We start from the raw sequence: 23,880 nt of genomic DNA, 5'->3' as shown, positions 1-23,880 counted from the left end.
CCTCCGTTATCGAATTGGAACAGGCAACAAATCATCGGGATTTCGCCCCATGATCCGACCAAGCAACTCGTCGCACTCACGCTTAGCCTCTTCCCATTGCTGCTGGAGAGCGGCTGAGGGCTCAGTGCCGTTTTCTGGATCCCACAGGGTGCAGTCAATATCGGGGCGGTAGCGGTTACGAAGTGGCCGCTGTCTCAACAGGTGAGCCAGATGTAGTTGAAGATCGTTTGCAATGAGGTCACTCCGAAGGACGATATGCAGGCGCCCACTGTTTTGCCGCAGGTACCGAACAGCCGCTCTGATACGGACACTCGCTTCGGAGCGCGGACTCAGTGCCAAGTCATCCTTGACCTCTATAAATGACGTGCCGTGGTCAGTCGCGATCTTCACGTCAGGCGTGTAGCGACGCTTCTGCCACCCGTCGAGGTATTCGATCACTCCCGGCTGGGTAGTGATCGATCTGACTGAGGGCGCAACTTCCAGGAGCCTAAGCGTCATTTCTTCGATGAGGCTTTCGAACTGGACCGGTTTTGCGGACTTCCGGCTCGGAAAAAATCCGCGCACTCCACGGCCTGAGACGGTTACGATCCGACGCGGTTGGCGTGATGAAAGGGGAATTCCTGGTGATGTGGGCACGAGTTTGCTCCGTCGCGTCTGTACAGACGCTCAACGTTGAAAAACGCGCCCCCAATTCGACAACAATTCGTTGTCGAATTCGTACCCGAAAATGGGCGAACAGTATCGGAGACTCGACCAAAGATGATCGAATCCCGAGGGCGCACAAATCAAAGGGCAACAGAAAGGCTTGACGCTGAGGTCAGATCGGTAGAAACTCGGCTTTGTCTAGGAGTCGAGTTGTTATTGTTTCTGAATCCAAGAGCGCTGCATGCCTTATGGTGTGTGGCGCTTTTGCTTTTACATAGACCCTCCTTCGACATCAGGCGCCGCCACCGGGGCGGCCATGTTTCTATTGCGGGCTATCGCAGAGTGCACACTCGCAATAGTCTCCAGATCCATTTCAGTTAGCCTCACGTCCTCAACCAGCGCCGAAATCAACTGGTGTTTGCGCTCCGATAGTTCTTCGGGCAGGCGGAGGTAACGCTGCGAACGTCTCGAAGCGTCAACCAACTGACGCAATCCATCTTCGTCCAGGTCGAGTGCTCTACCCAGCGCCTCGCGGAAGGAACTACCGTCGGGAACCCTTCGGCCCGTTTCGACCGCGCTGATATACGCGTCATCTACGCCCATACGAAGCGCGAGCGCAACCTGTGTGAGGCAAAGCTCCTTGCGTCGATTGCGTACGAAATTGCCCAGAGCTGTCACGTTCAAGTCAACAACAGTTTGCGGATGAGAAATGTCCCCGCCAGCATACTGCGCTCTACTCCTGAGTGGCAAATTGCGAAAGAAATCGGAAAAATTTATAAGAACCCAGAAAATCTGTGATTTGTATTTGATTTATATATATTTAAAAATATTTTTTTGCTCCTGCTTAAATCAATTCTCTCGGAAAAATAATATTTATGCCCATAAATCGATGGACTCTGCTTCAGGGCAATTGGAACCGCTATTACGGTCTACGCTTTATGATTTTTTTCAATGAATATGGTTAGCGTCGTTTGATGCGGTGAGAACTGCTAGCTGTGTGCCCCCGGAGCGATGGCAAGCGCCCAGACTCCTGGTTAGGCAGCGTCGCCGATCTCGGCGACGTTACCCATTCCAATTCCAGCGTTGCCTGATATCCATCGAATCGTGTTCGTCCGTCTTAAAGCGCTTCCTGAACTGCGAAAGTTGCTCCATCGACCTGACTCTGTGACGGGGGAGGAACAACAATGTACTTTTGAGCACCAGATGTGCTCTCCAGCCGTTTCAAGATTTGCTAAAGCCTGGGTGCGTCGTTGATCACGAGACCCTTGAAGTCTGCTACAGGGATGTGCCGAACGTAGGCAACAGCGGCACTGTTGCGTAGATCCGATTCAACATGACGATCGGCGACGAATGTTACATGGACGCTTCGGCCATCCGCCAAATGTCGGCTGCCGCGCGAGGGAAAGCATCGGCTCCTTCACTGCCTATGCGCGGTGGAAATCCCAGAGGCGATTCGGCCGGAGTACAGTTCGCGAGCTTCCTCGGTTTGGTTTGAGCGTCGGCGCGACGCCGGCGAATACAATTGCCGTGACGCGACGCGTGGCAATCCCCGCTGCATGTTGCGAGTCGTCCAGATAGCTGCGCCGCGGCCGGTTGCCGTTCGTATCCACCGCGAGCGTAGGATCGATATCGGCGAATGATCGCGCTGAACGCCTCAGGACACCGCGCGCGCCTATCCAGAGCGAGTGACTATTGCAGGCGCGGCCAAGCCGACTTCGTTCACCCCGACCGCGTCGTATTTTGCCGCGAACGCAAAACAGTCCGACGAAGCCAAAAGCGTCAGTCACTACGAATGCATCGCCGGCGTGAAAATCTGGCGAACCACGGGCAAACGTTCTCAAAGATTTCGCGAGAGTGGTTGCGGGAGCTGACGAGAACGAAGCGGAGGTTTTGGTGAGTCGGAATTCCAGCAGTGTAACATATGCAAAATGCATAGAATTCGAGGTCGTGGCCTTAGGTCACTAATAAGTAAACGATCACTGATCGACCAGGCCTGCAGAATTCTGGATTCGGGACAGATATACTTAGGCCAATCATTGGTAAGATAATCCATCAATAAATCGACAATCTGATCCGGCGTACCGAGCTGGCATCGCTCTCTTGCCGGAACTGAAATACAGTCGTGCTTAACTGATCACTTGCATCAGGGGCGTGAGCTTCGGGGAAGGCGGATTGTGACAAGCCGCAGCACAGAGAATGACGAGTTCGGTGGCGAGTCATACGACGAGCGACACGATGACCTGCCTGATTTCGTGTCAACTGACGCCCCTGACGCGGCAGAAGGCATCGATGCCGTGCGCCCAGAAGTCGTCGACAAGGTAGTCAAGTCGCTTTCGGCCGATGCTCAGCGTGGCGACGGCTATTTACAACGCTCAGACATCAACCGCTCCTATCTACGCAAGCGATTGTCTATCGCCGAGTGCATGGCAGTTGAGGAGAGACTCATTCGTACCGGCTATAAGATTCTCGAGGATGACGAAGACGAGGACGAATCTCACAACGACTCCCGTGCACAAGCACGCCGTTACCTGAACGAAGCCGAGGAAAGAAATCTCGGCCGACGGATTCAGCTATCCCTTCGCCTCCCTCAAGATTTGGATGGGCTGGACCAAGCCTACGTCGAGCGCATTCGCAATGAAGCGCAACAAGCGCGGGCCACGCTCCTCGTCACCAACAGCCGGTATGTGCAGCAAATCGCACGGCGCTTTGGTGAACACCGTCATCTATTGCAAGAGGACATCGAGCAAGAGGGCTTTATTGGACTTCTTCATGCAGCCAACCTTTTCGACCCCGAGCGAGGCTTCCGGTTTAAAACATATGCTACATGGTGGATCGAGCAGCGAATCCGTCGCGCCATTGCGGACCTTGATCGGACGATACGGCTCCCGGTCCATGTGGTGGATAAGATGCTCCGAATCAAAAGAGCCGCCTCAAAGCTCAAGCAGTTGCGCGGTCGGGTTCCGACTACAGACGAACTGGCAGCCGCGACAGGGATCGAAACTGAACGCTTAGCCAAACTTTTATGGATGGTTCAAGTAACGGATTGCGCACAAGCCGATGCGTTAGTGTCAGAAGATGAGGCTTTGTTGAATTTGGTCCCAGACACAGCAAAAACACCGTTCGACTTGATTGTACAGCGCCAACTGCGTGAGCGGTGCCGCGAAGTACTCTCAACTTTGCAACCCCGTGAGGAGCACATAATCAAAATGCGGCTCGGTATGGATAATGATGAGCCATACACTCTCGAGGAACTTGGACAGCAATATGACCTCACGCGGGAGCGGATCAGACAGATTGAAGCAAAGGCGCTGGAGAAACTTCAGTTGCCATCGCGCAAGGACAGATTGAGCGATTTTCTGGATAACTAAAATGGCACGATACATTGGCTTGGGAACAGACGAGCCGACGGAGGATTCTGAGAAGCGGGTAGCTGCCGCTCTTCATCGGCTTCCCGACGACTGGACCGTCCTACACCATGTGAGCTGGCAATCGAAGCGGGGAGGCAGGCAAGGCGACGGGGAAGCAGATTTCATTCTGGTGCATCCGAAAAGGGGCATCCTGGTAGTCGAAGTGAAAGGAGGTGGAATCGAAATCGATTCGGGTCGGTGGTTTACGACAGACCGCCACCGACGTCGATTTGCGATTAGGAATCCATTTGAACAGGCTGTCGCTTCCAAGCACGCACTGGTCGGCTGGTTGAGTGACCATGGATTGGGAGCGAAGTCCCGAATCGGTCACGCGGTGGTGTTTCCGCACATGGAAAAGCTGCCACTCATCGGCCCTGCAGGAGCAGAGCAAATTAGTCTAGCGAAACGTGAGTTGGACAACGTGGAGCACTCGATTGTCCGGTGCTTCGACTATTGGCAGCTTACCTCGAGCATGACCTCAACCGAGGTGGAAAAAATTGTCTCGTTACTTGCACCAACCGTCTTAATTTCACCGAAGCTAGCAGGCAAGAGTACTGACGCTGAAGCTGAGCTTACTGTGTTGACGGCTGAGCAGGTTGAGGTATTTGCTGGGCTTCGGGCAAACCGCGGAGGTCTGATTCTCGGCGGAGCAGGCACGGGAAAGACGGTGCTCGCCGTAGCAAGAGCTCAACAGCTAACTAGGGATGGTTTTCGGACCCTGCTGGTTTGCTATAACGAACTGCTTGGCTGCGATTTATCAGTACGCGTGGGCAACACACAGACGCTGACGACATCCACATTTCACGCGCTGTGCCTGCAGGAAGCTCGCCGCGCGAAGCTAAAGATTCCTGCCGATCGATCGCGCGACTGGTGGGAGAATGGCGCGCCGGAATTGCTGATTGAAGCCTGCGCCATTAACGGTACATCCTATGACGCGATCGTTGTTGATGAAGGACAGGATTTCGCGCCTCTTTGGCTCGATGCCCTTCGATGCCTGACGGGTGCACAGAAGGACGCGCCTTTCTTCAATTTCGCAGATTCTCTGCAAGATATCTGGAGGCGCGACTGGCGCGAAGGGTTTCATGGTGAGTTCGTGTGGGAGCTGAGGCGCAATATGCGTAATACGCAACCGATCGCCGCGCGGGTCGCGGCAGCGGTGAAGATGACGTCGCCTACGCGAGGCATTCAAGGCCCCCCTCCGGTCTGGCGGATTTCTGACGATGAACCACGTGAAGGAGACGTCATAGCGGCGATCGAACTGCTGCTTGAAGAGGGGTTCGATTCGCGCAATATCGTAGTTCTATGCGGTTCAGCAACTCTGGTTAGCCGATTGCGTGAGCATTCGGTCGCGGGTGTGTCGCTTGGGCAATGGGGCGCTCGCGGCATTGCCACCGAGACAATCTCAAGGTTTAAGGGATTGGAGTCGCAAGCTGTTGTTCTCGCACTGTCATCGGTCAGACTCGCGGACGACCGTGTGGGAGCTTATGTCGGTATGAGTCGCGCGCGATCAATGCTGGTCGTGGTTGGTACGGACATTGACCGTGAATATCTTAACTGGCTTCCGATGCAGAACTAACGTCAAAATAGCCTTGCCCCCCGGCCAATGCCTTACGACTCAGCGCCGTGTTGAACATGGAACAGGACGGCTCGCCGAGATGCAGACATACGGCGCACGCTGCACCGGTGTCTTCGCATCCCGGATCGAGCGCGCAACGATGTTCGTCGTCCACCAGCGTATCCAGCAACATATGAAGCTCCGACTCCAGAAGTGCCTGCAGCCCCCCAAGCACAAAGCTTCCTCTTGCCGTCGCATAGACAAAAAACGAGAACGCCGTCGGCAGAATCAACTCGGACAGCGCACTACGCTCGATACCTGCGTACACTGCAGCGCGTTTTATCAGTGCGTGCGAGAACGAGTGAACCAGTTCGGTGACCTTTCGCGTGACTTCATTCGGTTGATCAATGGGTGCCATCGCACCAAGGATCGCGTGCGCCGCGCCAATGCTTCCCGCTTCCGCGTTTATCTGCTCGCCACTATCGATCAACCACCGCCGAATCATCTCCGGTCTCAATCGGAGCAGCAAGGCTTCGGTCTGGATCAGCTCACCGTAGATGGAATAGTCCCCGTTTGAATCGCGATAAGTTCGAAGCCGGCTGTCACCTGGTGTTGCCGGTCCTCGTGTATATCCGAACTGGGCAGTCAGGACGGGAAAGCGATCGATGAGCTCGACACGTTCCAACCCCGCCCGGGCAAGCGCTCGCGGGTATTCATGTTCGTACAGGTGTCTCAACGCGGGATTCTGCGCACGTTCACGCAGGTCCGTGAGTGTCACACGACTTTCATACGTTGCCAGTGCGATCTGTTTTGCCTGTCTTTCTGCATCGGCGCGCAACTGCGGATCGATGACCAGCGAGCCGGACCCGCCTATTCCCTGTGACGGTGTCATGGCGGCGAGCATCGCGTCGATTGTCGCCGCATCGAAGCCCCGATCTTCAAGCATCTTGCGCACCGATTCCGGGCTGCGGGCGGGAGCCGAGTCTGTGACGCGGCTACCTTTCATTCCGTCTAGCACCCATTGGAGCGCGCGTTCCCCGCCACCAGCCTGTTCGATCGTATTGAGGATTTCCCGCCGCGGCGGGTTGATCATACTAATACCACGAGGCTTGAAGACCGCGCCTGAGCGATGCACCGTGAACGATAGCCTTCCGCCCTGATCACAATCACACGCCGCAGCGAATCCTTGCTGGATGATTACGTTACAGACCGGGCAGTAAAAGACCAGTTCTGCCGCGGACGCCGTGCCCGGAAATCGAACCGCTCGTTGACCGTGCGTGCGGCACTTCGCAACGTAGGGCGTCTTGATTGCGCCACACAGATCATGAAAGCCCACGAACGGCAGTTGTCCTCTAGAGCGCTGTGAGCCACATTGGCAACGCCCCATCGGTTCATCATGTAGTCTTCTGCATGCCTGACAAAGGTAAAGCCGTGGGAACGGCTCACACCAGACCCCTTCTTCGGTATTAAGCGAACGCACTCGGACGGAACGCTGCGCATAAAGGTCATCGACGAAACCACCGTCCTGCTCGTGCTCTTTCCATGGATATGCCGCCCGGACGAGTTCCTCGCGCAGTGCGCTCACGTCTATCGCAGATTCCACCCTAGGATCGTTCCAGCGTTTTACTTTCCAGATACGGCCGTCAGCATCGACCGTCTGCTCAGGGAGGTGTCCGAACAGGATTTGTGAACCGCTTCTGTACTCTCTCATTTTGTACTGTCCCCCTTGACTGGCACCTGTTCTTCCACGTCGCGCAAAGATGTCATTGGATCGCCAGTAGGAGAAAGGTCGGACAGGAACTTCGAATCACTCGGAGGCTCAGTAAGGTTACGCGAGAATCCTTCGAACCACCTCGCTAGCTGTTCACGCATAAACTCATCTTCAGGCGACAGCCCGAGGGCGGACGCGATAGCCATCTCGTCGTCGGACAGTAGCTCCGGATTCTCCCGGACAAAACGATTCAAGGCCCGGATCGTTGTGAGGGCGGTAGGGGATTGTGGCTCGTGAATCATCGTTACTCGCGCCAGTTCGAGCCCCGAGATTGTTCGATCGAGCACTCGTCGACTCTTCCGAGTAATCGGAATGGGCTCCACGAACCGGTCACCGTGCGTGACAAATTCGGGAAAGGCACGATACACACTAGCATCCCGTTCGCGACTCATTTTCGGAATGACCAGTACCAGAGCTGGCCACCGGCGCCCGACACGCGCAGTCGCCTGGATGAATTCAGCAACCCCTAATGGAGCCGCCAGCATGATCATCACATTCAACCTGTCGATATCCACGCCATGGGACATCATGGACGACGCAGCAATCAAGTGCACTCGGTTCGCGAAATCGGCTTCGGGCGACTCCAGACGGGCGAGCGTTCTACGAACGTGGTCAAAATCGGTCCGGCCGGTGAGCGTCTCAACGTTGACGGACGGCTGCAGTTCGGCATACTGCGTCTCCGAAGAACGCACCACCGCGTCGATGTCCTGCAACGTATTGCCATAGACAACGTTGGTACCGTACAACTGCACGAGCATGGACGCATACGAGGGATCGATGCGCAGCTGTGCGCATATTGCATCCGGATGCTGAAGCAGGTTGCGGATCGCCGATTGCAGAGTGACAACCAGCCGGTCGATGACGAACTCGACTGTAAGACGACGCGGTGCCAAGGCCACATAGCGACGCATCAGATTTTCAGAATCGGTCGCCCAGAACCCCTTGCCATCTACGGGCGGCTGCTGCGGAAACACGCGAGCTTCGCGCCGGTAAAGCACGTCGACCTGCTTGGCGTACCCTGACAACGTCGCAGACGAGGCAAGTATCTTTGGCCTGCTGCCCGAGATTTCCCTCTGGATTTCATCCATGACGCATTCATAGTGTGCGTCGACAGCCCCGAGACTGTCTCGCAAAAGGTGCAATTCGTCCTGGAGGCGAAATGTCGGGGCGTAGTAGTGCTCTGCCATGGGCAGTGGCGCAGGATGCCCTCCGCGGCAATCGGGCACAAGGCAGCCGTTGGGAAAAACCGAGCGCGGTGCGTAGGTATAACCGTGCCTGTGGCTGTTGCATAAGCCTTTCGGGCTTCCCACCAAGCCTCGCATGCCAGTCTGGCGGGAAATGTTGGCGGCCTTGTCCAGTGTTCCAATCACAACGGTGGGCAGGAAACGCCAGATTTCGTCATCAACAACGTATATCGGCAAGGGTGCCCCAACGCTTTGGCAATCCACGTTATCGCAGGTATGGGTCAACCGCCAGCTTGCCCGATCAAATTGCGTCGAGACGCTTTTTTCGCGACAGAATGGACACTGGTCAAGGAGCTGGAAAGGATTGTCCATCTCTGCAATCGCGTCCGCATCCTCATGTGCCTTGGCACTTTCCTTCTTGATGCGATTCGGTGTCGATGTGCCCCCCACAAGGAAGCCTAGTGAGAACTCGTCCCCTTCGATCTTCTGTTGGCGTCTTACGACTTCAGCAGCAGCGAGCGCGTTTGCAAATCGCTGCGTCTGCTGGAGCGACAGCATTCGCAACGGGAACCGCGACCATGCCGTCACACCGGAAATCTTGCCGCGCATGCGATCAAGAAACGCGGCGGTCACAATGAGACCAAGGTAGGTTTCGGTCTTGCCGCCACCCGTCGCGAACCAGACTATGTCGACAATGTCACTCTCGATGGCTGGGTCAACCAGACACTCGAGGTTAGCCAGTAGGAAGGCAAACTGGAACGGTCTCCATTCTTGATACCGTCCGCGCGCCGAAAGACCCATCGATCGGTTCATGAGCTGAAAGGCGCGGCGCAATTCAGCATTTGCGCGAAGAAGCTCCGTTCCACGCCGGATGCGCTCCAGTTCGCCCTGAAACTCCAAACGCGCATCGGCAGCCTCCTTGCGCATGCCTTCGGACCACTGCTCGCCCTTTGCACGTTGTGCGAGCGTCTGTTCCGACCACACTTCCGATGCCCAGCTCTCGAACCGTTGCAAGAGCCTGAATGCACTGTCGCACGAATCTTGTGCGAGCGTATTGAAAGTCAAGTCCGTCGCTCTGCCCAACGATGCCCAGAAGTCCGGACGATACCGCGTCGCGTTTGGCCCGTCGCTTGTGCGCACGATATCGCCGTCGATCTCGATACCGCAATTTACCCCGTACGCCTGCACCTTTCGGTCAAACCGGAAACTGTCGGGGAGACTTTCAAGTTCGAACGGAATCCGGTCGAATCCACTTACCGATAGCGAAGCCTCAAAAAAGCGGCCGTCAGATAATTCCGGATTCTCAACGCTGTCGTTGACAAGCGTCACTTCAATCGCGCGTGCCGATGCGCTTCGTCCGGTCATCCGAACACGTATGCTTGCGGACAAACCCGTTGCGTTCAACGCACCCAGCGCCTCGTTAAGCAACGACTGACCGAATGTCTGGTCTCCCGCGGCCTCCCGAACAATGACCGGCGTTTGAACCTCTACAAAGGGGCTTTTATCGTATGCCCAACGCAGACCACTTTCGTCAGTCGATCTTCGTCTCCTCCAAAGACAGAAGCGCACTGATACCGTGAACGCCCAAGGACCTGCTTGTGCAGGTCGAAGTCGCAGGCCAATTGCACATGGCTCAAGACGGTCCCCGCGCTCGTCAGGTCGAGTAACGAAATCTTTTGGTCCGAGTCGTCCGAGCCAGTAGCGCCCCGTTGGGTCTACTGGAGAAGCCTGTTCCCGATCGCCACGTGCCTCCGCGAGAACGTCATTCTCGAGCCAGCGCACGAAGCGCTGAGCAGCTTCATACTGATTCTCCGGCGTTTGTTCCGGACCAAGAAATTCCATGTGCATGTGTCCGCCATACAGTGACTCGCGCCACATTTACGAAAGAATCAACGATGCGAGGACCATGGGGCTGGAATCGGACACATCGCAAAAACTACAGCCGGAAGTCGGAATTTCCTGCCTTTGCCGCCGCCTAGCCAGATGCTACTTCCTTCAAAGGCCGAATCGCCGTGTGCCTATGCGCGCGCAAACCGTCATTCGCACGGGCACCAACAAGTAGGCCCGCGAGAATTTGCGGGGCATTTCGCGCGAGTTTGTTCAGCCCGGGCAGCCTAGGAGCGTCCTCCCCATATTGATTCCAGATCGCACGTCCGACTAGTGTTTGAGCAAGCACGTCGTAGTGACCCAGTATCTTGCTCAGACGAGCGCCGCACTCGTCAAGTTGATCGAGCAACATAAAGGGACGCGTAAGGCCAACCCCGGAGTGACTCCAGATTCGCTGCATATTGCCTATGTCTGCACGATCCACAAACTCAGACAGGCGTTCGATTTCTGGACTGATCTCCTGGCGCAACTCCACAGGAATTTCTTCGCATATCCAATCATACAAGCGTCCATCAAGCGCCAGCGATTTGATGGATTTGGATGTCCCGAAATAGAAGGAGACCTCCCAAAGTGCATCCCCGTCAGATACGTTGTTCGCCAACTCAAAGCGCACACCGCTCATCAACCGCAAGCTGGGAATCGCAAATCGAAAGGTGCGGTTGCGCGTATAGCGTGACCCGGGGCGCTCAGGAGATGCATCAGTCGCCAACGGAACCGGGCTCTTCAGCGTTTCCAAATATTCAGTCAGCGGCTTTACATCGGCCGGCGCGCGGCTTTGCAGCGCATGCGCAACATAATACGCAAATGAGGGCGGAATAGCATTCCCGACCATGCGCAGCTTTTCACCATACGACTTGCCGTAGAATTGAAAAGTAATAGGGAACCCCTGCAAACACGCTCGCTCCCTAACAGTAAGTCTCCGATAACTCCCTGTTCGATTTGGGCTTTCAATGACAATACTTTCACGCGACACCCTAGTACATGTCGCTGTAATCGTTCTAACGCTCCGATCAAGTGAATCCGGAAAAGACATCGTGTTATAGACGGGATGGAGCATCTTTCCGGCTCTATTGATACGAACCTCCTCCTCATTTAGAGGCGACTCCTCGACGTGATCACTCACCTCTTGCCCGTCAAGATGGAGACCGTAAATAGGATCTCTAATCCTCTTTTCCGTCAATGCGCGCACAACCTGGCCAAGCGTTCGCTTTGGCACCTTCTTCGCGTAGGCGGCGAGCAGGGTAAAATCAAAGTTTCCGGCAATGCAACGTCGGCGGCGCTGCGGCAAGCCGAAATCCTCCATATTTACAACGTGCGGCACGAGGCCAAGGTGCTTGAATTCTTCAAGCAGGCCGCCCTGCCGGAGCTCTGACTCGAGTATTTTCGCCACCCTTGGAACGTTTTCCATTGCCCAAAACTTGGGCTTGAGGTGCTGAACGATAGTCAGGAATTTACGAATATCCTCAAGCCCATCTGCGATGTTACCGTTTCCACCTCGATTGGAAAAAGAGAACTCCGTACATGGAGGGCTACCAACGACGATATCGATGCACGAAGGCAGATCATCCAGAGAAAGTCGCCTGATATCGATCGTCTGAGCTTGATGTCGATTGTTTTTGAAGTTCGTCTCGTTGGCCAAATCCCAACGTTCGTAAGAAGCTACGACATCGATACCGGCCAACCGTAGACCGAGTGACCAGCCACCCACTCCAGAATACAGATCCACCGCCCGCAGCTTCGTTCGCGCCTTGACCGTCACCATCCCCGTTCCACGTTAGTTGCCGTCTTACGTCGAATTAGACAAGATCCTTGTGATGTTGGCAAGATCTTGAACGACCCTGCAACCGCCACGTCACTGTCAGAGGTGGATTTCTCGGTAGCACCGTGTGAACCATTACGCATAGCGAACCCCATTGCGTCCGGGGCGAATGGGGTTCGGAAACACGAAGCCCAGTTGTTGCTGATTTTGCTTCGGGTCCCGACTATCGCCGCCTCCTCACCAAGACCACCTCTCACACCAATGATCCGCAGATGATCTGGTCGCGTCGTTTTGAAATCAATCTTGTTAGCTCGCTCGGGATTCTTGCGCCCAGACAATATCAGATAAAAGACCACCTTTTGATGCCGCAGCCCGTGCGGCTATGGCGAAAAAAAAGCACCGCGATCACTCGCAAGTGCTTGTTTTTTCGACCGCTGAGTTCGTTGGGGAGGGCATGGGTCGCTCAAATATCGAGAATCAGCAAAGCAAGATACTCGGGCGCCCATTACGATATAGGTCCGTCGCGCTATCTTTGTCACCTAGTCGCAAAACTGTGGCGCCAGTCGCACTTACTCTGGCGCCCTACGTCTACAGACGCGATCAAACATCAATATTCCCCGCCCTAAGCGCATTGCTCTCAATAAACGCCCGACGAGGCTCGACCTCATCCCCCATCAGCGTAGTAAAGATCCCATCGGCCGCAATGGCATCCTCGATCTGCACACGCAGCAAACGCCGCACGGTCGGATCCATCGTCGTTTCCCAAAGCTGCCCGGGATTCATCTCGCCCAGGCCTTTATAACGCTGCTTGGACACATTTCGTTCGGCGTCCGAAATCAGCCACTTCATCGCGCTCTTGAAGTCGTTCACGGCCATGCTGCGCTCGCCGCGCTTGATAACGGCGCCCTTGCCGATCAGCCCCTTGAACGTATTCGCCGTGTTCACCAGCTGCTGATAATCGGCCGTGAGCTGGAACTCCTCGTCGATCACCGACACCTTCACGTTGCCATGATGACGCCGCTCCACGCGCAGCGAACGCAGTTCGCGCACCGCGTCATACTGCGGCACGACCGTTACTTCGGGCTTCAAAGGATCATCGCGCAGCTGCGATTCCAGCGCGCGCGCCGAAGCCTCGGTCGACTCTTCGCCCGAGAGGTCGATCGCCACGCCGTCCATGATGGCTTCCAGCGCACGCTCGTCATAGATGCGCGAAAGGCGATCCACCACGCCGCGCGCGAGCTGATACGAGCGCGCGAGTTCGCCCAGCGCGTCGCCGGCGATCGGCGTCGCGCCTTCGTTCGACACGAGCTCCGAGCCCTGCAGCGCGAGCCGCAGCATGTGCGCGTTGAGATCGGCGTCGTCCTTCAGATAGCGTTCGTCCTTGCCCGCCTTGAGCTTGTAGAGCGGCGGCTGGGCGATATACACATAGCCGCGCTCGATCATCTCCGGCATCTGGCGATAGAAGAACGTGAGCAGCAGCGTGCGGATGTGCGCGCCGTCCACGTCCGCGTCGGTCATGATGATGATGCGGTGATAGCGCAGCTTCTCGAGGTTGTAGTCGTCCTTGCCGATGCCGCAGCCCAGCGCCGTGATCAGCGTGACGATCTGCTCCGAGGAAAGCAGCTTGTCGTAGCGCGCCTTCTCGACGTTGAGCACCTTGCCGCGCAGCGGCAGGATTGCCTGGAACTTGCGGTCGCGGCCCTGCTTGGCCGAGCCGCCCGCCGAGTCGCCCTCGACGATGTAGATTTCCGACTTCGCCGGGTCCTTCTCCTGGCAGTCCGCCAGCTTGCCGGGCAGGCCCACGCCGTCCAGCACGCCCTTGCGGCGCGTCATTTCGCGCGCCTTGCGCGCGGCGTCGCGTGCACGCGCGGCGTCGACGATCTTGCCGCAGATGATCTTCGCGTCGTTCGGCGTTTCCAGCAGGAACTCTTCCAGCGCCTTCGCGACGAGTTCCTCCACCGGCGCGCGCACTTCCGAAGAAACGAGCTTGTCCTTCGTCTGCGAGCTGAACTTGGGCTCGGGCACCTTCACGGAGAGCACGCAGGAGAGGCCTTCGCGCATGTCGTCGCCCGACGTTTCGACCTTCGCCTTCTTGGCGATTTCGTTGTCGGCGATGTACTTGTTGATCACGCGCGTCATGGCCGCGCGCAGGCCCGTCAAATGCGTGCCGCCGTCGCGCTGCGGAATGTTGTTCGTGAAGCAGAGCACGCTTTCGTTGTAGCTGTCGTTCCACTGCATCGCCACTTCCACGCCCACGTTGTCCTTCTCGGCCTGGACGTAGAAGATCGTGGGGTGCAGCACGGTCTTTTGCTTGTTGATGTACTCGACAAAGCCCTTCACGCCGCCGCCGAATGCGAAGTCGTCTTCCTTGCCCGTGCGCTGGTCGGTGAGGCGAATACGCACGCCGTTGTTCAGGAAGGAGAGCTCACGAATGCGCTTCGCGAGAATGTCGTAGTGGTACTCCACGCTGCCGAAGATCGTTTCGTCGGCCATGAAGTGCACTTCCGTGCCGCGCTGCTCGGTGTCGCCCAGCAGTTGCATCGGCGAGACCTGCGCGCCGCGCTGCTCTTCGAGCACGCGGCTCTGCGGCACGCCGCGGTGGAACTCCATGAAGCGCTTTTTGCCGTCGCGGCGCACCGTGAGGCGCAGCCAGGAAGACAGCGCGTTCACGCACGACACGCCCACGCCGTGCAGGCCGCCCGAGACCTTGTAGCTGTTCTGGTCGAACTTGCCGCCCGCGTGCAGCTCGGTCATCACGATTTCGGCGGCGCTGCGCTTCGGATCGTGCTTGTCGTCCATCTTCACGTCCGTGGGGATGCCGCGGCCGTTGTCGGTGACGGAGATGGAGTTGTCCGCGTGAATGATCACGTGGATGTCGTCGCAATAGCCCGCGAGCGCTTCGTCGATGGAGTTGTCGAGCACCTCGAACACGAGGTGGTGCAGACCGGTGCCGTCCGACGTGTCGCCGATATACATCCCGGGCCGCTTGCGCACCGCCTCCAGACCTTCGAGGATCTGGATCGACGAGGCGCCGTAGCTGTTGTCGGGTTGCGAGTTGTTCGTATCAGTCATGGATTTTTTCCGGTTCTGCTGTACTGCCAGCGTTACTGCTCGGTGCTTTTCGAAAAGCCATAAAAACGCCAAAGGGGCGCTGCGCCCCCTGGAGTTCTTCTTCTGTCGCGCTTTTTAAATGCGCATTGGCATCACCACGTACTTGAATTCCTCGTTCTCGGGAATCGTGATGAGCGCGCTGGAGCTGGCGTCGCCAAGGCTCACTTCCAGCATGTCGATCTTCAGGTTCGCGAGTACGTCGAGCAGGTACGTGACGTTGAATCCGATGTCGATGGTGTCGCCCTGGTAGGCGATTTCCAGTTCTTCCTGAGCCTCTTCCTGATCCGCGTTCGTGGACATGATCTTGAGCTGGCCCGGCTCGATGATGCAGCGCACGCCCTTGAACTTGTCGGACGTGAGAATCGCGGCGCGCTGCAGCGAGCGCTGCAGTTCTTCGCGGCCGATCTGGAAGGTGTTCTTGTGGGCCTTCGGGATCACGCGCTGGAAGTCGGGGAACTTGCCTTCCACGAGCTTCGAGACCAGCTCGACCTGACCGAAGGTGAACTTCACCTGGGTCGAGCCGATGTCGATCTTCAGCACGTCGTCGATGTCTTCCAGCAGGCGCTGGAGTTCGAGGATCGTCTTGCGCGGGATGATGACTTCCTGGCGCGCGAACGAGCCTTCGATCTTCATCGAGGAGAACGCGAGGCGGTGGCCGTCGGTGGCGACCGCCATGAGCTGGTCGCCGTCCACGACGAGCAGCATGCCGTTCAGGTAATAACGGATGTCCTGCTGGGCCATGGCGAAGTACACCATGCCGAGCAGTTGCCGGAAGGTCTTCTGCGGGACCGAAAGGTTCGCGCCGAAGTCCTTGGCCTGGGCGACCGTGGGGAACTCGTCCGCGGCCAGGGTCTGGAGCGCAAAGCGGCTCTTGCCCGACTGCACGGTGAGGCGCTTGTCGGCCAGCGAGAGCGTGACCTGGCCGTCGGGCATCGCGCGCAGGATGTCGAGCAGCTTGCGCGCGGCCACGGTCGTGGCCACCTGGTCGTTGCCCACGCCGAAGTCGGCGTGCGTGGTGATCTGCAGCTCGAGATCCGTCGAGAGGAACGAGACGTCGGAACCGTTCTTGGTGATCAGCAGATTGGCGAGGATCGGCAACGTGTGGCGGCGTTCGACAATGCCACTCACCGTTTGCAGCGGCCTGAGGAGGTTATCGCGTTCGGTCTTGACCAGTTGCATAGAGTTCCTTCGTTGATGTGACGGCCCGCGCACCCCGTCCCGAAGCCGCTTCGGCGCACGCCGCTGCGTGCGCTGTTGCGTCATTCCGGACAGCCGCCCATGGCACTGGCCGCGTCGTGAAATCCGCCCGGGAACGCCGGGCGGTTAAACCCATATTGTGCCTGAAAACGGTCCACTTCCCTAAATTGGGGCTGATCCGCGAAATAAACAGGCGCGGCCGCCGGGGTTGCCGCGCGGGTGAGCCCCCGCTTCGGGCCGCACGGGCGACCCAATCCGCGCCCTAGCCCTTGAGCGTCTGCTCGAGGACGTGCAGTTCGTGGTTGAGCTGGGCGTCCTTGCCGCGCTCGTCCGCGATCTTGCGCACCGCGTGCAGCACCGTCGTGTGGTCGCGGCCGCCGAACAGCTCGCCGATTTCCGGCAGGCTCTTCTGCGTGAGCTCCTTCGCGAGGTACATCGCAATCTGGCGCGGTCGCGCGATGTTCGCGGGACGCTTCTTCGAATACATGTCGGCGACCTTGATGCTGTAAAAGTCGGCGACGGTCTTCTGGATGTTCTCGACCGAAATCTGGCGGTTCTGCACCGTCAGCAGATCCTTGAGCGCTTCCCTCGTCAGCTCGATCGAGATCTCGCGGCCGTGGAACTTCGAATACGCGAGGATCTTGCGCAGCGCGCCTTCCAGCTCGCGCACGTTCGAGCGCAGGTGCTTGGCCACGAAAAACGCGACGTCCTCGTTCAGGCTCACGCCCTCGGACTGCGCCTTGCGCATCAGGATCGCGACGCGCATTTCCAGCTCGGGCGGCTCGATCGCCACCGTCAGGCCCGAGTCGAAGCGCGAGATCAGGCGGTCGTCGATACCCGAGATTTCCTTCGGGTACGTATCGCTCGTGATGATGACCTGCGCCTTGTTGGCGACGAGCGCCTCGAATGCGTAGAAGAATTCTTCCTGCGTGCGCGACTTGCCCGAGAAGAACTGAATATCGTCGATCAGCAGCAGGTCGAGCGAGTGGTAGTAGCGCTTGAAGTCGTCGAACGCCTTGCGCTGGTAGGCCTTCACCACGTCCGATACGTACTGCTCCGCGTGGATGTAGCGGATGCGCGCGCCCGGCTTGTCGAGCAGGAGCTGGTTGCCGATCGCGTGGATCAGGTGGGTCTTGCCGAGGCCCACGCCGCCGTAGAGGAACAGCGGGTTGTACGAGATGCCGGGGTTGTCGGCCACCTGGATCGCCGCCGCGCGGGCGAGCTGGTTCGCCTTGCCGGTAACGAAGTTGTCGAACGTGAGCACCGGGTTCAGCTTCGAGCGCTCGTAGGTCGGATCGGCCTCGCTGCTCGAGGCGGCGGCGGCTGCACCCTGACCCGGACGCCATGTGCGGCGGCCGGCGGCGGCTTCGTTTGCGTCGAGGCTCGGGAGGTCGAGATCGGCGTCGCTGGCGTCCGCCGCGCCGGCATGAACGGTCTGGGCCGACGGAGCGGCGGCGGCCTGCTGCGGCTGCGTGATACCTGCATGACCTGCATGGCCCGCGAGGCTGGCGGCAAGCCCTGCGGACAGACTCGCGCCGGGGGCAACCGAGGCAACGGGTTCGGCGGCGCCGGGCGCGCCTGCGAGAGGCGCCCGGGGGGCGGCAGCGGCCGGCGCACGCATGCCGGCCTTCGGATCGAGGACGAACTGGACGTCGACCGGAGCCTGCCAGAAATCGCGGGCCAGATCGGAGATCCGTCCCGAAAACTGGCTTTTGACCCAGTCGAGCTTGAAGCGGTTGGGAGCGGCGATCTGCAGCGTGTTCGCAGCAGCGTCGAAGGCAACCGGGGCCAACGGTTTAATCCACGTCACGTACTGCTGGGGCGTCAGCTCGCGCTCCAGTAGTGCGGAACAGTGTTGCCAGAATTCGTTCATCGAGTTGCTGTGTTCGTTTTGTCTGCACGCGTTGCCGCCGCGCCGCTCTTGCTGCACCAGGAAACCGGCGCGGCGAGGCCCTGAGGGCCGACGACAAATGCTCCGGACGCCCGCGCGGCAAGGGTTTTGCGGCTGGCAGGCGGGCCGGAGAGGCATGCAGGATTCTTGGGATAGGCGAGATTCTAACGCCGAAATAGCCTGGCCAGGAAGTTATCCACAGGGACGGATCATCGCAAGGAGCGGTGCCCCGCCGAGCGGCGCCCGCGCGCTCCGATGCCCTAACCTATTGACGGCTAACAAAAATCAGGCTTAAATAGCGGGTTCCGCGAAAACCAATCCCTCGTACCACCGGCCATTGCTTTTTTCCGCGATGCTCGCCGCGGTCAAACTCAACAAGTGAGAGCAACATGAAACGTACTTTCCAACCTTCCGTTACCCGTCGCAAGCGTACCCACGGTTTCCGCGTGCGCATGAAGACCGCCGGTGGCCGCAAAGTGATCAACGCACGCCGTGCGAAGGGTCGCAAGCGTCTCGCCGTCTAAGTTGCGCAGGCTCGCCGTCGGCGAACCCACCCGCAGCGCCGCGCGCGCTCGCAGCGAAAGCAGGCATGGCGGACATGGCAGACGATAAGCACCCACTTTCGTCGCCGGAGCCGGCCGCTTTCCCGAAAGCCGCAAGGCTACTGAAAACGGATGAGTTCTCATCCGTTTTTCGTTTGCGCCCATGGCGCCGCTCGGCACATTTCGTCGTGTACGGCCGGCCGACAGGCGGCGCTGCGCGGCTTGGCCTCGTGATCGGCAAGAAGTACGCGCCGCGCGCGGTCACGCGCAACCTCGTGCGCCGTATCGCGCGCGAGGCGTTCCGGGTGCGGCGCGCGCAGTTCGAAGGCTTCGACCTGCTGCTGCGCCTGCATACGAAGTTCGACCGCAAGGCGCTGCCGGGCGCGTCGTCGCCACCGCTCAAGGCGCTGTGCCGCGACGAGATCGAGATGCTGCTCGGCAAGGCCGCGCGCGAAGTCGCACGCCGCAGCGCCGTGCCGCAGGCAGAGGCGCCGCAAGGCGCGCAAGCAGTGGCGGCGCCGGCGGAGAAGGCCGGCACGCCGCCGCTTCCTGGCACTGGCGCGCCGTCCGCATCATGAGTAGCGCGCGCAAGCCCGGCAACCCGCCGCGCGCGCGGCAAGACGTTCGTCCTTCGGAGCGGCGCAGTCCGGCCGCCACGCCATGCAAACGGTACTGATCGCATTACTGCGTTTCTACAAGCTGGCCGTGAGCCCCCTGCTCGGCAGCCGCTGCCGTTTTTATCCTTCCTGTTCGGATTACGCACGCGAGGCAATCCAGTATCATGGCGCCGCGCGCGGGACTTACCTCGCCGCGCGGCGGCTGTGCCGCTGCCACCCGTTTAGCGCGGGCGGCTTCGATCCGGTTCCGCCTGTTACCCCGAACAAGCGCTGATGCGCCATTCCATCGACACTGAGACCACGCATGGATATCAAACGCACCGTCCTATGGGTCATCTTCTTCGTGTCAGCTGTCATGCTGTACGACAACTGGCAACGCGACCATGGACGCCCGTCGATGTTCTTCCCGAGCGCGACGCAAACCCAAGGCGCCGCCAGCGCGACGCCTGAGGCCGGTACCACGGGCGCTTCGGGCGCCGCTTCCGACCTGCCGGCCGCCGCCGCGGGCCAGGCGCCGGCGGGCACGGCCCAGCCGGCCGAAGCCGCTGCGCAGCTCGTGCACTTCCACACCGACGTCTACGACGGCGAGATCGACACGCGCGGCGGCACGCTCGTGAAGCTCTCGCTCGTGCAGGAAAGCGACGGCAACAAGCCCGACCAGTACGTGACGCTCTTCGACCACACGAAGGACCACACGTACCTCGCGCGCACGGGGCTCCTTGGCGGCGACTTCCCGAACCACACCGACGTGTTCACGCCAGTGGCCGGCCCGCGCGACCTGACGGGCGACGCCAGCTCGCTCCAGATCAGCCTGGATTCGCCCGAAAAGGGCGGCGTGAAGGTCACGAAGACCTACACGTTCACGAAAGGCAGCTACGTGATCGGAGTGGATACGAAGGTGCAGAACGTCGGCAGCACGCCGGTCTCGCCCACGCTCTACATGGAGCTCGTGCGCGACAGCCAGCCGGTGGAAACGCCGCGCTTCTCGCACACCTTCATCGGGCCGGCGGTGTACTCGAACGAGCACCACTTCCAGAAGATCACCTTCGGCGACATCGACAAGAACAAGGCCGACTACGTGAGCCAGGCCGACAACGGCTGGGTCGCGATGGTGCAGCACTACTTCGCGACCGCATGGATTCCGCAGCAGGGTGCGAAGCGCGACATCTACGTCGAGAAGTTCGACAACGACCTCTACCGCGTGGGCGTCAAGCAGCCGCTCGGCACGATCGCGCCGGGTGCGACCGACAACGTGCAGGCACACCTCTTCGCCGGTCCGGAAGAAGAGCGCATGCTCGAAGGCGTGGCGCCGGGTCTCGAACTCGTGAAGGACTACGGCTGGGTCACGATCATCGCCAAGCCGCTCTTCTGGCTGCTCGAAAAAATCCACAGCTTCGTGGGCAACTGGGGCTGGGCGATCGTGCTGCTCACGCTGCTCATCAAGGCCGTGTTCTTCCCGCTTTCGGCGGCCAGCTACAAGTCGATGGCGCGCATGAAGGAAATCACGCCGCGCATGCAGGCGCTGCGCGAGCGCTTCAAGAGCGACCCGCAGAAGATGAACGCGGCGCTCATGGAGCTCTACAAGACCGAGAAGGTGAACCCGTTCGGCGGCTGCCTGCCGGTGGTGATCCAGATTCCGGTGTTCATCTCGCTGTACTGGGTGCTGCTCTCCTCGGTGGAAATGCGCGGCGCGCCGTGGATTCTCTGGATCCACGACCTTTCGCAACAGGATCCGTTCTTCATCCTGCCGGTGCTGATGGCCGTCTCGATGTTCGTGCAGACCCGCCTGAACCCCACGCCGCCGGACCCCGTCCAGGCCAAGATGATGATGTTCATGCCGCTCGCGTTCTCGGCCATGTTCTTCTTCTTCCCGGCGGGCCTCGTGCTGTACTACGTCGTCAACAACGTGCTCTCGATCGCGCAGCAGTACTACATCACGCGCATGATGGGCAAGGGGCGCAGCCAGGCCAAGGTGAGCTAAAGACACTCGCGCGGGCGGCGATAACGCCGGCCGTGCTGCCTTGTGCAGCAGCCATGAAAAACAAAGCCGCCCGGTTTGAGCCGGGCGGCTTTTTTCTTTGGTGCGATGATCAGCTATTGACGCGCATCAGCGCCGTTCGGCGTCGCCGTAGAACTCGGCAATCAGTTCCTGAACCAGATAACGGTGATGAGGGCTCAGTGCCTCGATCTTCGACGCGAGTTCGATCGACTCCGGCGAAAGCGGATATTGCTCGTCGCGGCGGATAGGCTTGGGCACCGGCGCCGACCCAGCCGGCGGAGGACCGTAATGCAGCCAGTGGACATCGATCTTGAACCACTCGGCCAAGGTGCGAAGCTTGTCGTCGGTGGGAATGGTGCGGCCGCTCAGCCACTTGTGCGCGGTCTGCGGAGAGACGGGATGCTCGCCGTGATGACGCAGGTTGAAGTGCAGGGCGAGGTCGGTGCTGCCACGCAGTTTCTCGGGTGCGCGCTTCATCGCGAACCTCAGACGTTCTGAAAAGGCGGCTTTTTCTTCGGGGGTCGGCATGACCGGGATTGTGCAATCGACTTTCGAAGAAGAAGACAACCATTCACGTCATATTTAGCGTAATTAAGCTATAAATGACTCATCCGGAGCACGGATTCGAGCCTGCTTGTTACCGGGGAGGCGCCCAGCGGATCCCTTTGTCTGACGGATTTATCGCCTATTTCACCCGGATATCCGGCGGATAAGGGTAGGATCAATCTTATCTAATTAGAGATAAATCGGGATCCGACCTGGAAGTCCGGCGGCCCAAAGCCCCTCCAGGGCCGCGATACAATGCCACGCACTTTGCGCCGGCCGTCGGCGCGTCGCTCCTCACCGTTTCAGTCCGCCATGCTCGCCACCGATTCCGATCCCATCGTCGCCATTGCCACAGCACCCGGACGCGGCGGAATTGGCGTCGTGCGCGTGTCGGCCGGCCGCGCCGGCGCGGCCGCCGTCGAAACGCTGATGCAGGCCCTGACCGGCCAGATGCTCGCGCCGCGTCACGCGAGCTACGTGCCGTTCCTCGACGGCAATGGCGAAGCGCTGGATCGCGGCATCGCGCTTTATTTCCCCGCGCCGCACTCCTACACCGGCGAGCACGTCGTCGAACTGCAGGGCCATGGCGGTCCGATCGTGCTGCAACTCGTGCTGCAACGCTGCATCGAGGCAGGACGCGCATTCGGCCTGCGGCTTGCCGAGCCGGGCGAATTCACGCGCCGTGCGTTCCTCAACGACAAGCTCGACCTCGCGCAGGCCGAAGCTGTCGCCGACCTGATCGAGGCGAGTACGGAAGCCGCCGTGCGCTCGGCGGGCCGCTCGCTCGAAGGCGCGTTTTCGCGCGACATCCACGCGCTCGTCGACGACGTGGTCACGCTGCGCATGCTCGTGGAAGCGACGCTCGACTTCCCCGAAGAGGAGATCGACTTTCTCGAAGCCGCCGACGCGCGCGGCAAGCTCGCCAGCATCCGCGCACAGCTCGATCATGTGCTCGCGGAGGCGCGTCAGGGTGCGCTCTTGCGCGAAGGCCTCGCGGTGGTGCTCGCGGGGCAGCCGAACGTCGGCAAGTCGTCGCTGCTGAACGCGCTTGCCGGCGCGGAGCTTGCGATCGTGACGCCGGTGGCGGGCACGACGCGCGACAAGATTTCCCAGACGATCCAGATCGAAGGCATTCCGCTGCACGTGATCGACACGGCGGGCCTGCGCGACACGGAAGACGAAGTCGAGAAGATCGGCATCGAGCGAACGTGGAGCGAGATCGGGCGCGCCGATGTGGTGCTGCACCTGCTCGACGCGCGCACGGGCATGAACGCGGAAGACGAGACGATCGCGGCGCGCTTTCCGGCCGGTGTGCCGGTGGTGCGCGTGCTGAACAAGACCGATCTGACGGGCGTGGCACCGGCGGCTGGCGCGCTTGCCCTGCCCGACGGCGGGGAGTTGCGCGAAGTGCGGCTATCGGCGAAGCAGGGAGACGGCATCGCGCTCTTGCGCGCGGAATTGCTGCGCATCGCGGGCTGGCAGGCCGACGCGCAGAGCGTGTATCTCGCGCGCGAACGTCACCTGATCGCGTTGCGCGAGGCGCGCGAACATCTGGCGCACGCGGCCGCGCATGCCGAGCAGAATGCGCAGTCGCTCGATCTCTTTGCCGAGGAGCTGAGGCTTGCGCAGGAAGCGCTCAATTCGATTACCGGGGAATTCACTTCCGATGACTTGCTGGGGGTGATTTTTAGCCGGTTTTGCATCGGCAAGTGAGTGGCGGCCAAGGCACCCGGCTCGACACGCGCATCACACACCAACAAAAAAAGCCG

The 23,880-nt window shown here is 59.5% G+C and carries 16 protein-coding genes; 7 read left to right on the top strand and 9 right to left on the bottom strand.

Annotated elements, in window-relative coordinates; translation table 11 throughout:
- Positions 1-6 precede the first annotated feature (6 nt).
- Positions 7-438 carry a hypothetical protein gene (locus BAC01S_RS01300; protein WP_245616464.1) on the bottom strand — a complete coding sequence of 144 codons (432 nt, stop codon included), beginning with the start codon at positions 436-438 and terminating at the stop codon, positions 7-9.
- Between the two features lie 477 nt (positions 439-915).
- On the bottom strand, positions 916-1,323 hold the full coding sequence (locus BAC01S_RS01295) for a helix-turn-helix domain-containing protein (protein WP_043200911.1): 408 nt from the start codon (positions 1,321-1,323) through the stop codon (positions 916-918).
- A gap of 1,496 nt (positions 1,324-2,819) precedes the next feature.
- Here BAC01S_RS01295 and BAC01S_RS33190 point away from each other — a divergent pair.
- Both BAC01S_RS33190 and BAC01S_RS29950 read left to right on the top strand, forming a co-directional pair.
- Positions 2,820-4,013 carry a sigma-70 family RNA polymerase sigma factor gene (locus BAC01S_RS33190; RefSeq protein WP_052408664.1) on the top strand — a complete coding sequence of 398 codons (1,194 nt, stop codon included), beginning with the start codon at positions 2,820-2,822 and terminating at the stop codon, positions 4,011-4,013.
- A 1-nt stretch (position 4,014) separates the two neighbouring features.
- Entirely contained in the window at positions 4,015-5,628 is a 1,614-nt protein-coding gene (locus BAC01S_RS29950) for an NERD domain-containing protein (protein ID WP_043200789.1), read from the top strand.
- On the opposite strand, the gene BAC01S_RS29945 is transcribed toward BAC01S_RS29950, so the two are convergent.
- The 6 genes from BAC01S_RS29945 to dnaA all read right to left on the bottom strand — a co-directional run bounded on the left by BAC01S_RS29945 (position 5,603) and on the right by dnaA (position 18,389).
- Positions 5,603-7,318, bottom strand: a complete 1,716-nt coding sequence (locus BAC01S_RS29945; protein WP_027793141.1) for a hypothetical protein — start codon at positions 7,316-7,318, stop codon at positions 5,603-5,605. The two genes, BAC01S_RS29950 and BAC01S_RS29945, sit on opposite strands and share 26 nt — an antisense overlap.
- Positions 7,315-10,404: a C-terminal helicase domain-containing protein gene (locus BAC01S_RS01280; protein ID WP_027793140.1), complete on the bottom strand. Its 3,090-nt coding sequence runs from the start codon at positions 10,402-10,404 to the stop codon at positions 7,315-7,317. The genes BAC01S_RS29945 and BAC01S_RS01280 overlap by 4 nt, the downstream gene beginning before the upstream one ends.
- A gap of 133 nt (positions 10,405-10,537) precedes the next feature.
- Positions 10,538-12,211: a DNA cytosine methyltransferase gene (locus BAC01S_RS29940; RefSeq protein WP_084168102.1), complete on the bottom strand. Its 1,674-nt coding sequence runs from the start codon at positions 12,209-12,211 to the stop codon at positions 10,538-10,540.
- Between the two features lie 597 nt (positions 12,212-12,808).
- Complete coding sequence (gene gyrB, locus BAC01S_RS01265) at positions 12,809-15,280, bottom strand: DNA topoisomerase (ATP-hydrolyzing) subunit B (protein WP_027793137.1); 2,472 nt, start codon at positions 15,278-15,280, stop codon at positions 12,809-12,811.
- Between the two features lie 114 nt (positions 15,281-15,394).
- On the bottom strand, positions 15,395-16,498 hold the full coding sequence (gene dnaN / locus BAC01S_RS01260) for a DNA polymerase III subunit beta (protein WP_027793136.1): 1,104 nt from the start codon (positions 16,496-16,498) through the stop codon (positions 15,395-15,397).
- Between the two features lie 280 nt (positions 16,499-16,778).
- Entirely contained in the window at positions 16,779-18,389 is a 1,611-nt protein-coding gene (gene dnaA / locus BAC01S_RS01255) for a chromosomal replication initiator protein DnaA (protein WP_027793135.1), read from the bottom strand.
- A 407-nt stretch (positions 18,390-18,796) separates the two neighbouring features.
- Between dnaA and rpmH the strand changes: the two genes are divergently transcribed.
- From rpmH to yidC, 4 genes are all read left to right on the top strand, one after another.
- On the top strand, positions 18,797-18,931 hold the full coding sequence (rpmH, locus tag BAC01S_RS33515; protein WP_026120950.1) for a 50S ribosomal protein L34: 135 nt from the start codon (positions 18,797-18,799) through the stop codon (positions 18,929-18,931).
- 65 nt (positions 18,932-18,996) lie between these two features.
- Entirely contained in the window at positions 18,997-19,527 is a 531-nt protein-coding gene (gene rnpA / locus BAC01S_RS29935; RefSeq protein ID WP_084168098.1) for a ribonuclease P protein component, read from the top strand.
- 82 nt (positions 19,528-19,609) lie between these two features.
- The gene (yidD, locus tag BAC01S_RS33510) at positions 19,610-19,840 is read left to right on the top strand and encodes a membrane protein insertion efficiency factor YidD (RefSeq protein WP_027793133.1); all 231 of its coding nucleotides are present in this window, start codon (positions 19,610-19,612) and stop codon (positions 19,838-19,840) included.
- Positions 19,841-19,870: 30 nt separating this feature from the next.
- Positions 19,871-21,547 (top strand): membrane protein insertase YidC, encoded by a 1,677-nt coding sequence (yidC, locus tag BAC01S_RS01240; protein ID WP_027793132.1) that lies wholly within the window; start codon positions 19,871-19,873, stop codon positions 21,545-21,547.
- 126 nt (positions 21,548-21,673) lie between these two features.
- Here yidC and BAC01S_RS01235 read toward each other — a convergent pair whose 3' ends face one another.
- Positions 21,674-22,093, bottom strand: a complete 420-nt coding sequence (locus tag BAC01S_RS01235) for a transcriptional regulator (protein WP_027793131.1) — start codon at positions 22,091-22,093, stop codon at positions 21,674-21,676.
- A gap of 330 nt (positions 22,094-22,423) precedes the next feature.
- On the opposite strand from BAC01S_RS01235, the gene mnmE reads away from it, so the two are divergent.
- Positions 22,424-23,824, top strand: coding sequence for a tRNA uridine-5-carboxymethylaminomethyl(34) synthesis GTPase MnmE (mnmE, locus tag BAC01S_RS01230; protein ID WP_027793130.1), 1,401 nt, complete (start codon positions 22,424-22,426; stop codon positions 23,822-23,824).
- Positions 23,825-23,880: the final 56 nt, after the last annotated feature.

Origin of the sequence: Paraburkholderia acidipaludis NBRC 101816 (genome assembly GCF_000684975.1) — a bacterium.
GTDB lineage: Bacteria > Pseudomonadota > Gammaproteobacteria > Burkholderiales > Burkholderiaceae > Paraburkholderia > Paraburkholderia acidipaludis.
The sequence above is the reverse complement of the archived record's forward strand: the minus strand, read 5'-3'. Positions and strand labels throughout refer to the sequence as shown.

Excerpts from the sequence above, each read along its gene's own strand:
- yidD (WP_027793133.1), top strand. The coding sequence starts at position 19,610 with ATGCAAACGGTACTGATCGCATTACTGCGTTTCTACAAGCTGGCCGTG.
- yidC (WP_027793132.1), top strand. The coding sequence starts at position 19,871 with ATGGATATCAAACGCACCGTCCTATGGGTCATCTTCTTCGTGTCAGCT.
- BAC01S_RS29940 (WP_084168102.1), bottom strand. The coding sequence starts at position 12,211 with ATGGTGACGGTCAAGGCGCGAACGAAGCTGCGGGCGGTGGATCTGTAT.
- dnaA (WP_027793135.1), bottom strand. The coding sequence starts at position 18,389 with ATGAACGAATTCTGGCAACACTGTTCCGCACTACTGGAGCGCGAGCTG.
- BAC01S_RS29950 (WP_043200789.1), top strand. The coding sequence starts at position 4,015 with ATGGCACGATACATTGGCTTGGGAACAGACGAGCCGACGGAGGATTCT.
- BAC01S_RS01280 (WP_027793140.1), bottom strand. The coding sequence starts at position 10,404 with ATGGAATTTCTTGGTCCGGAACAAACGCCGGAGAATCAGTATGAAGCT.
- mnmE (WP_027793130.1), top strand. The coding sequence starts at position 22,424 with ATGCTCGCCACCGATTCCGATCCCATCGTCGCCATTGCCACAGCACCC.
- dnaN (WP_027793136.1), bottom strand. The coding sequence starts at position 16,498 with ATGCAACTGGTCAAGACCGAACGCGATAACCTCCTCAGGCCGCTGCAA.
- rnpA (WP_084168098.1), top strand. The coding sequence starts at position 18,997 with ATGGCGGACATGGCAGACGATAAGCACCCACTTTCGTCGCCGGAGCCG.
- BAC01S_RS29945 (WP_027793141.1), bottom strand. The coding sequence starts at position 7,318 with ATGAGAGAGTACAGAAGCGGTTCACAAATCCTGTTCGGACACCTCCCT.
- BAC01S_RS01235 (WP_027793131.1), bottom strand. The coding sequence starts at position 22,093 with ATGCCGACCCCCGAAGAAAAAGCCGCCTTTTCAGAACGTCTGAGGTTC.
- gyrB (WP_027793137.1), bottom strand. The coding sequence starts at position 15,280 with ATGACTGATACGAACAACTCGCAACCCGACAACAGCTACGGCGCCTCG.
- rpmH (WP_026120950.1), top strand. The coding sequence starts at position 18,797 with ATGAAACGTACTTTCCAACCTTCCGTTACCCGTCGCAAGCGTACCCAC.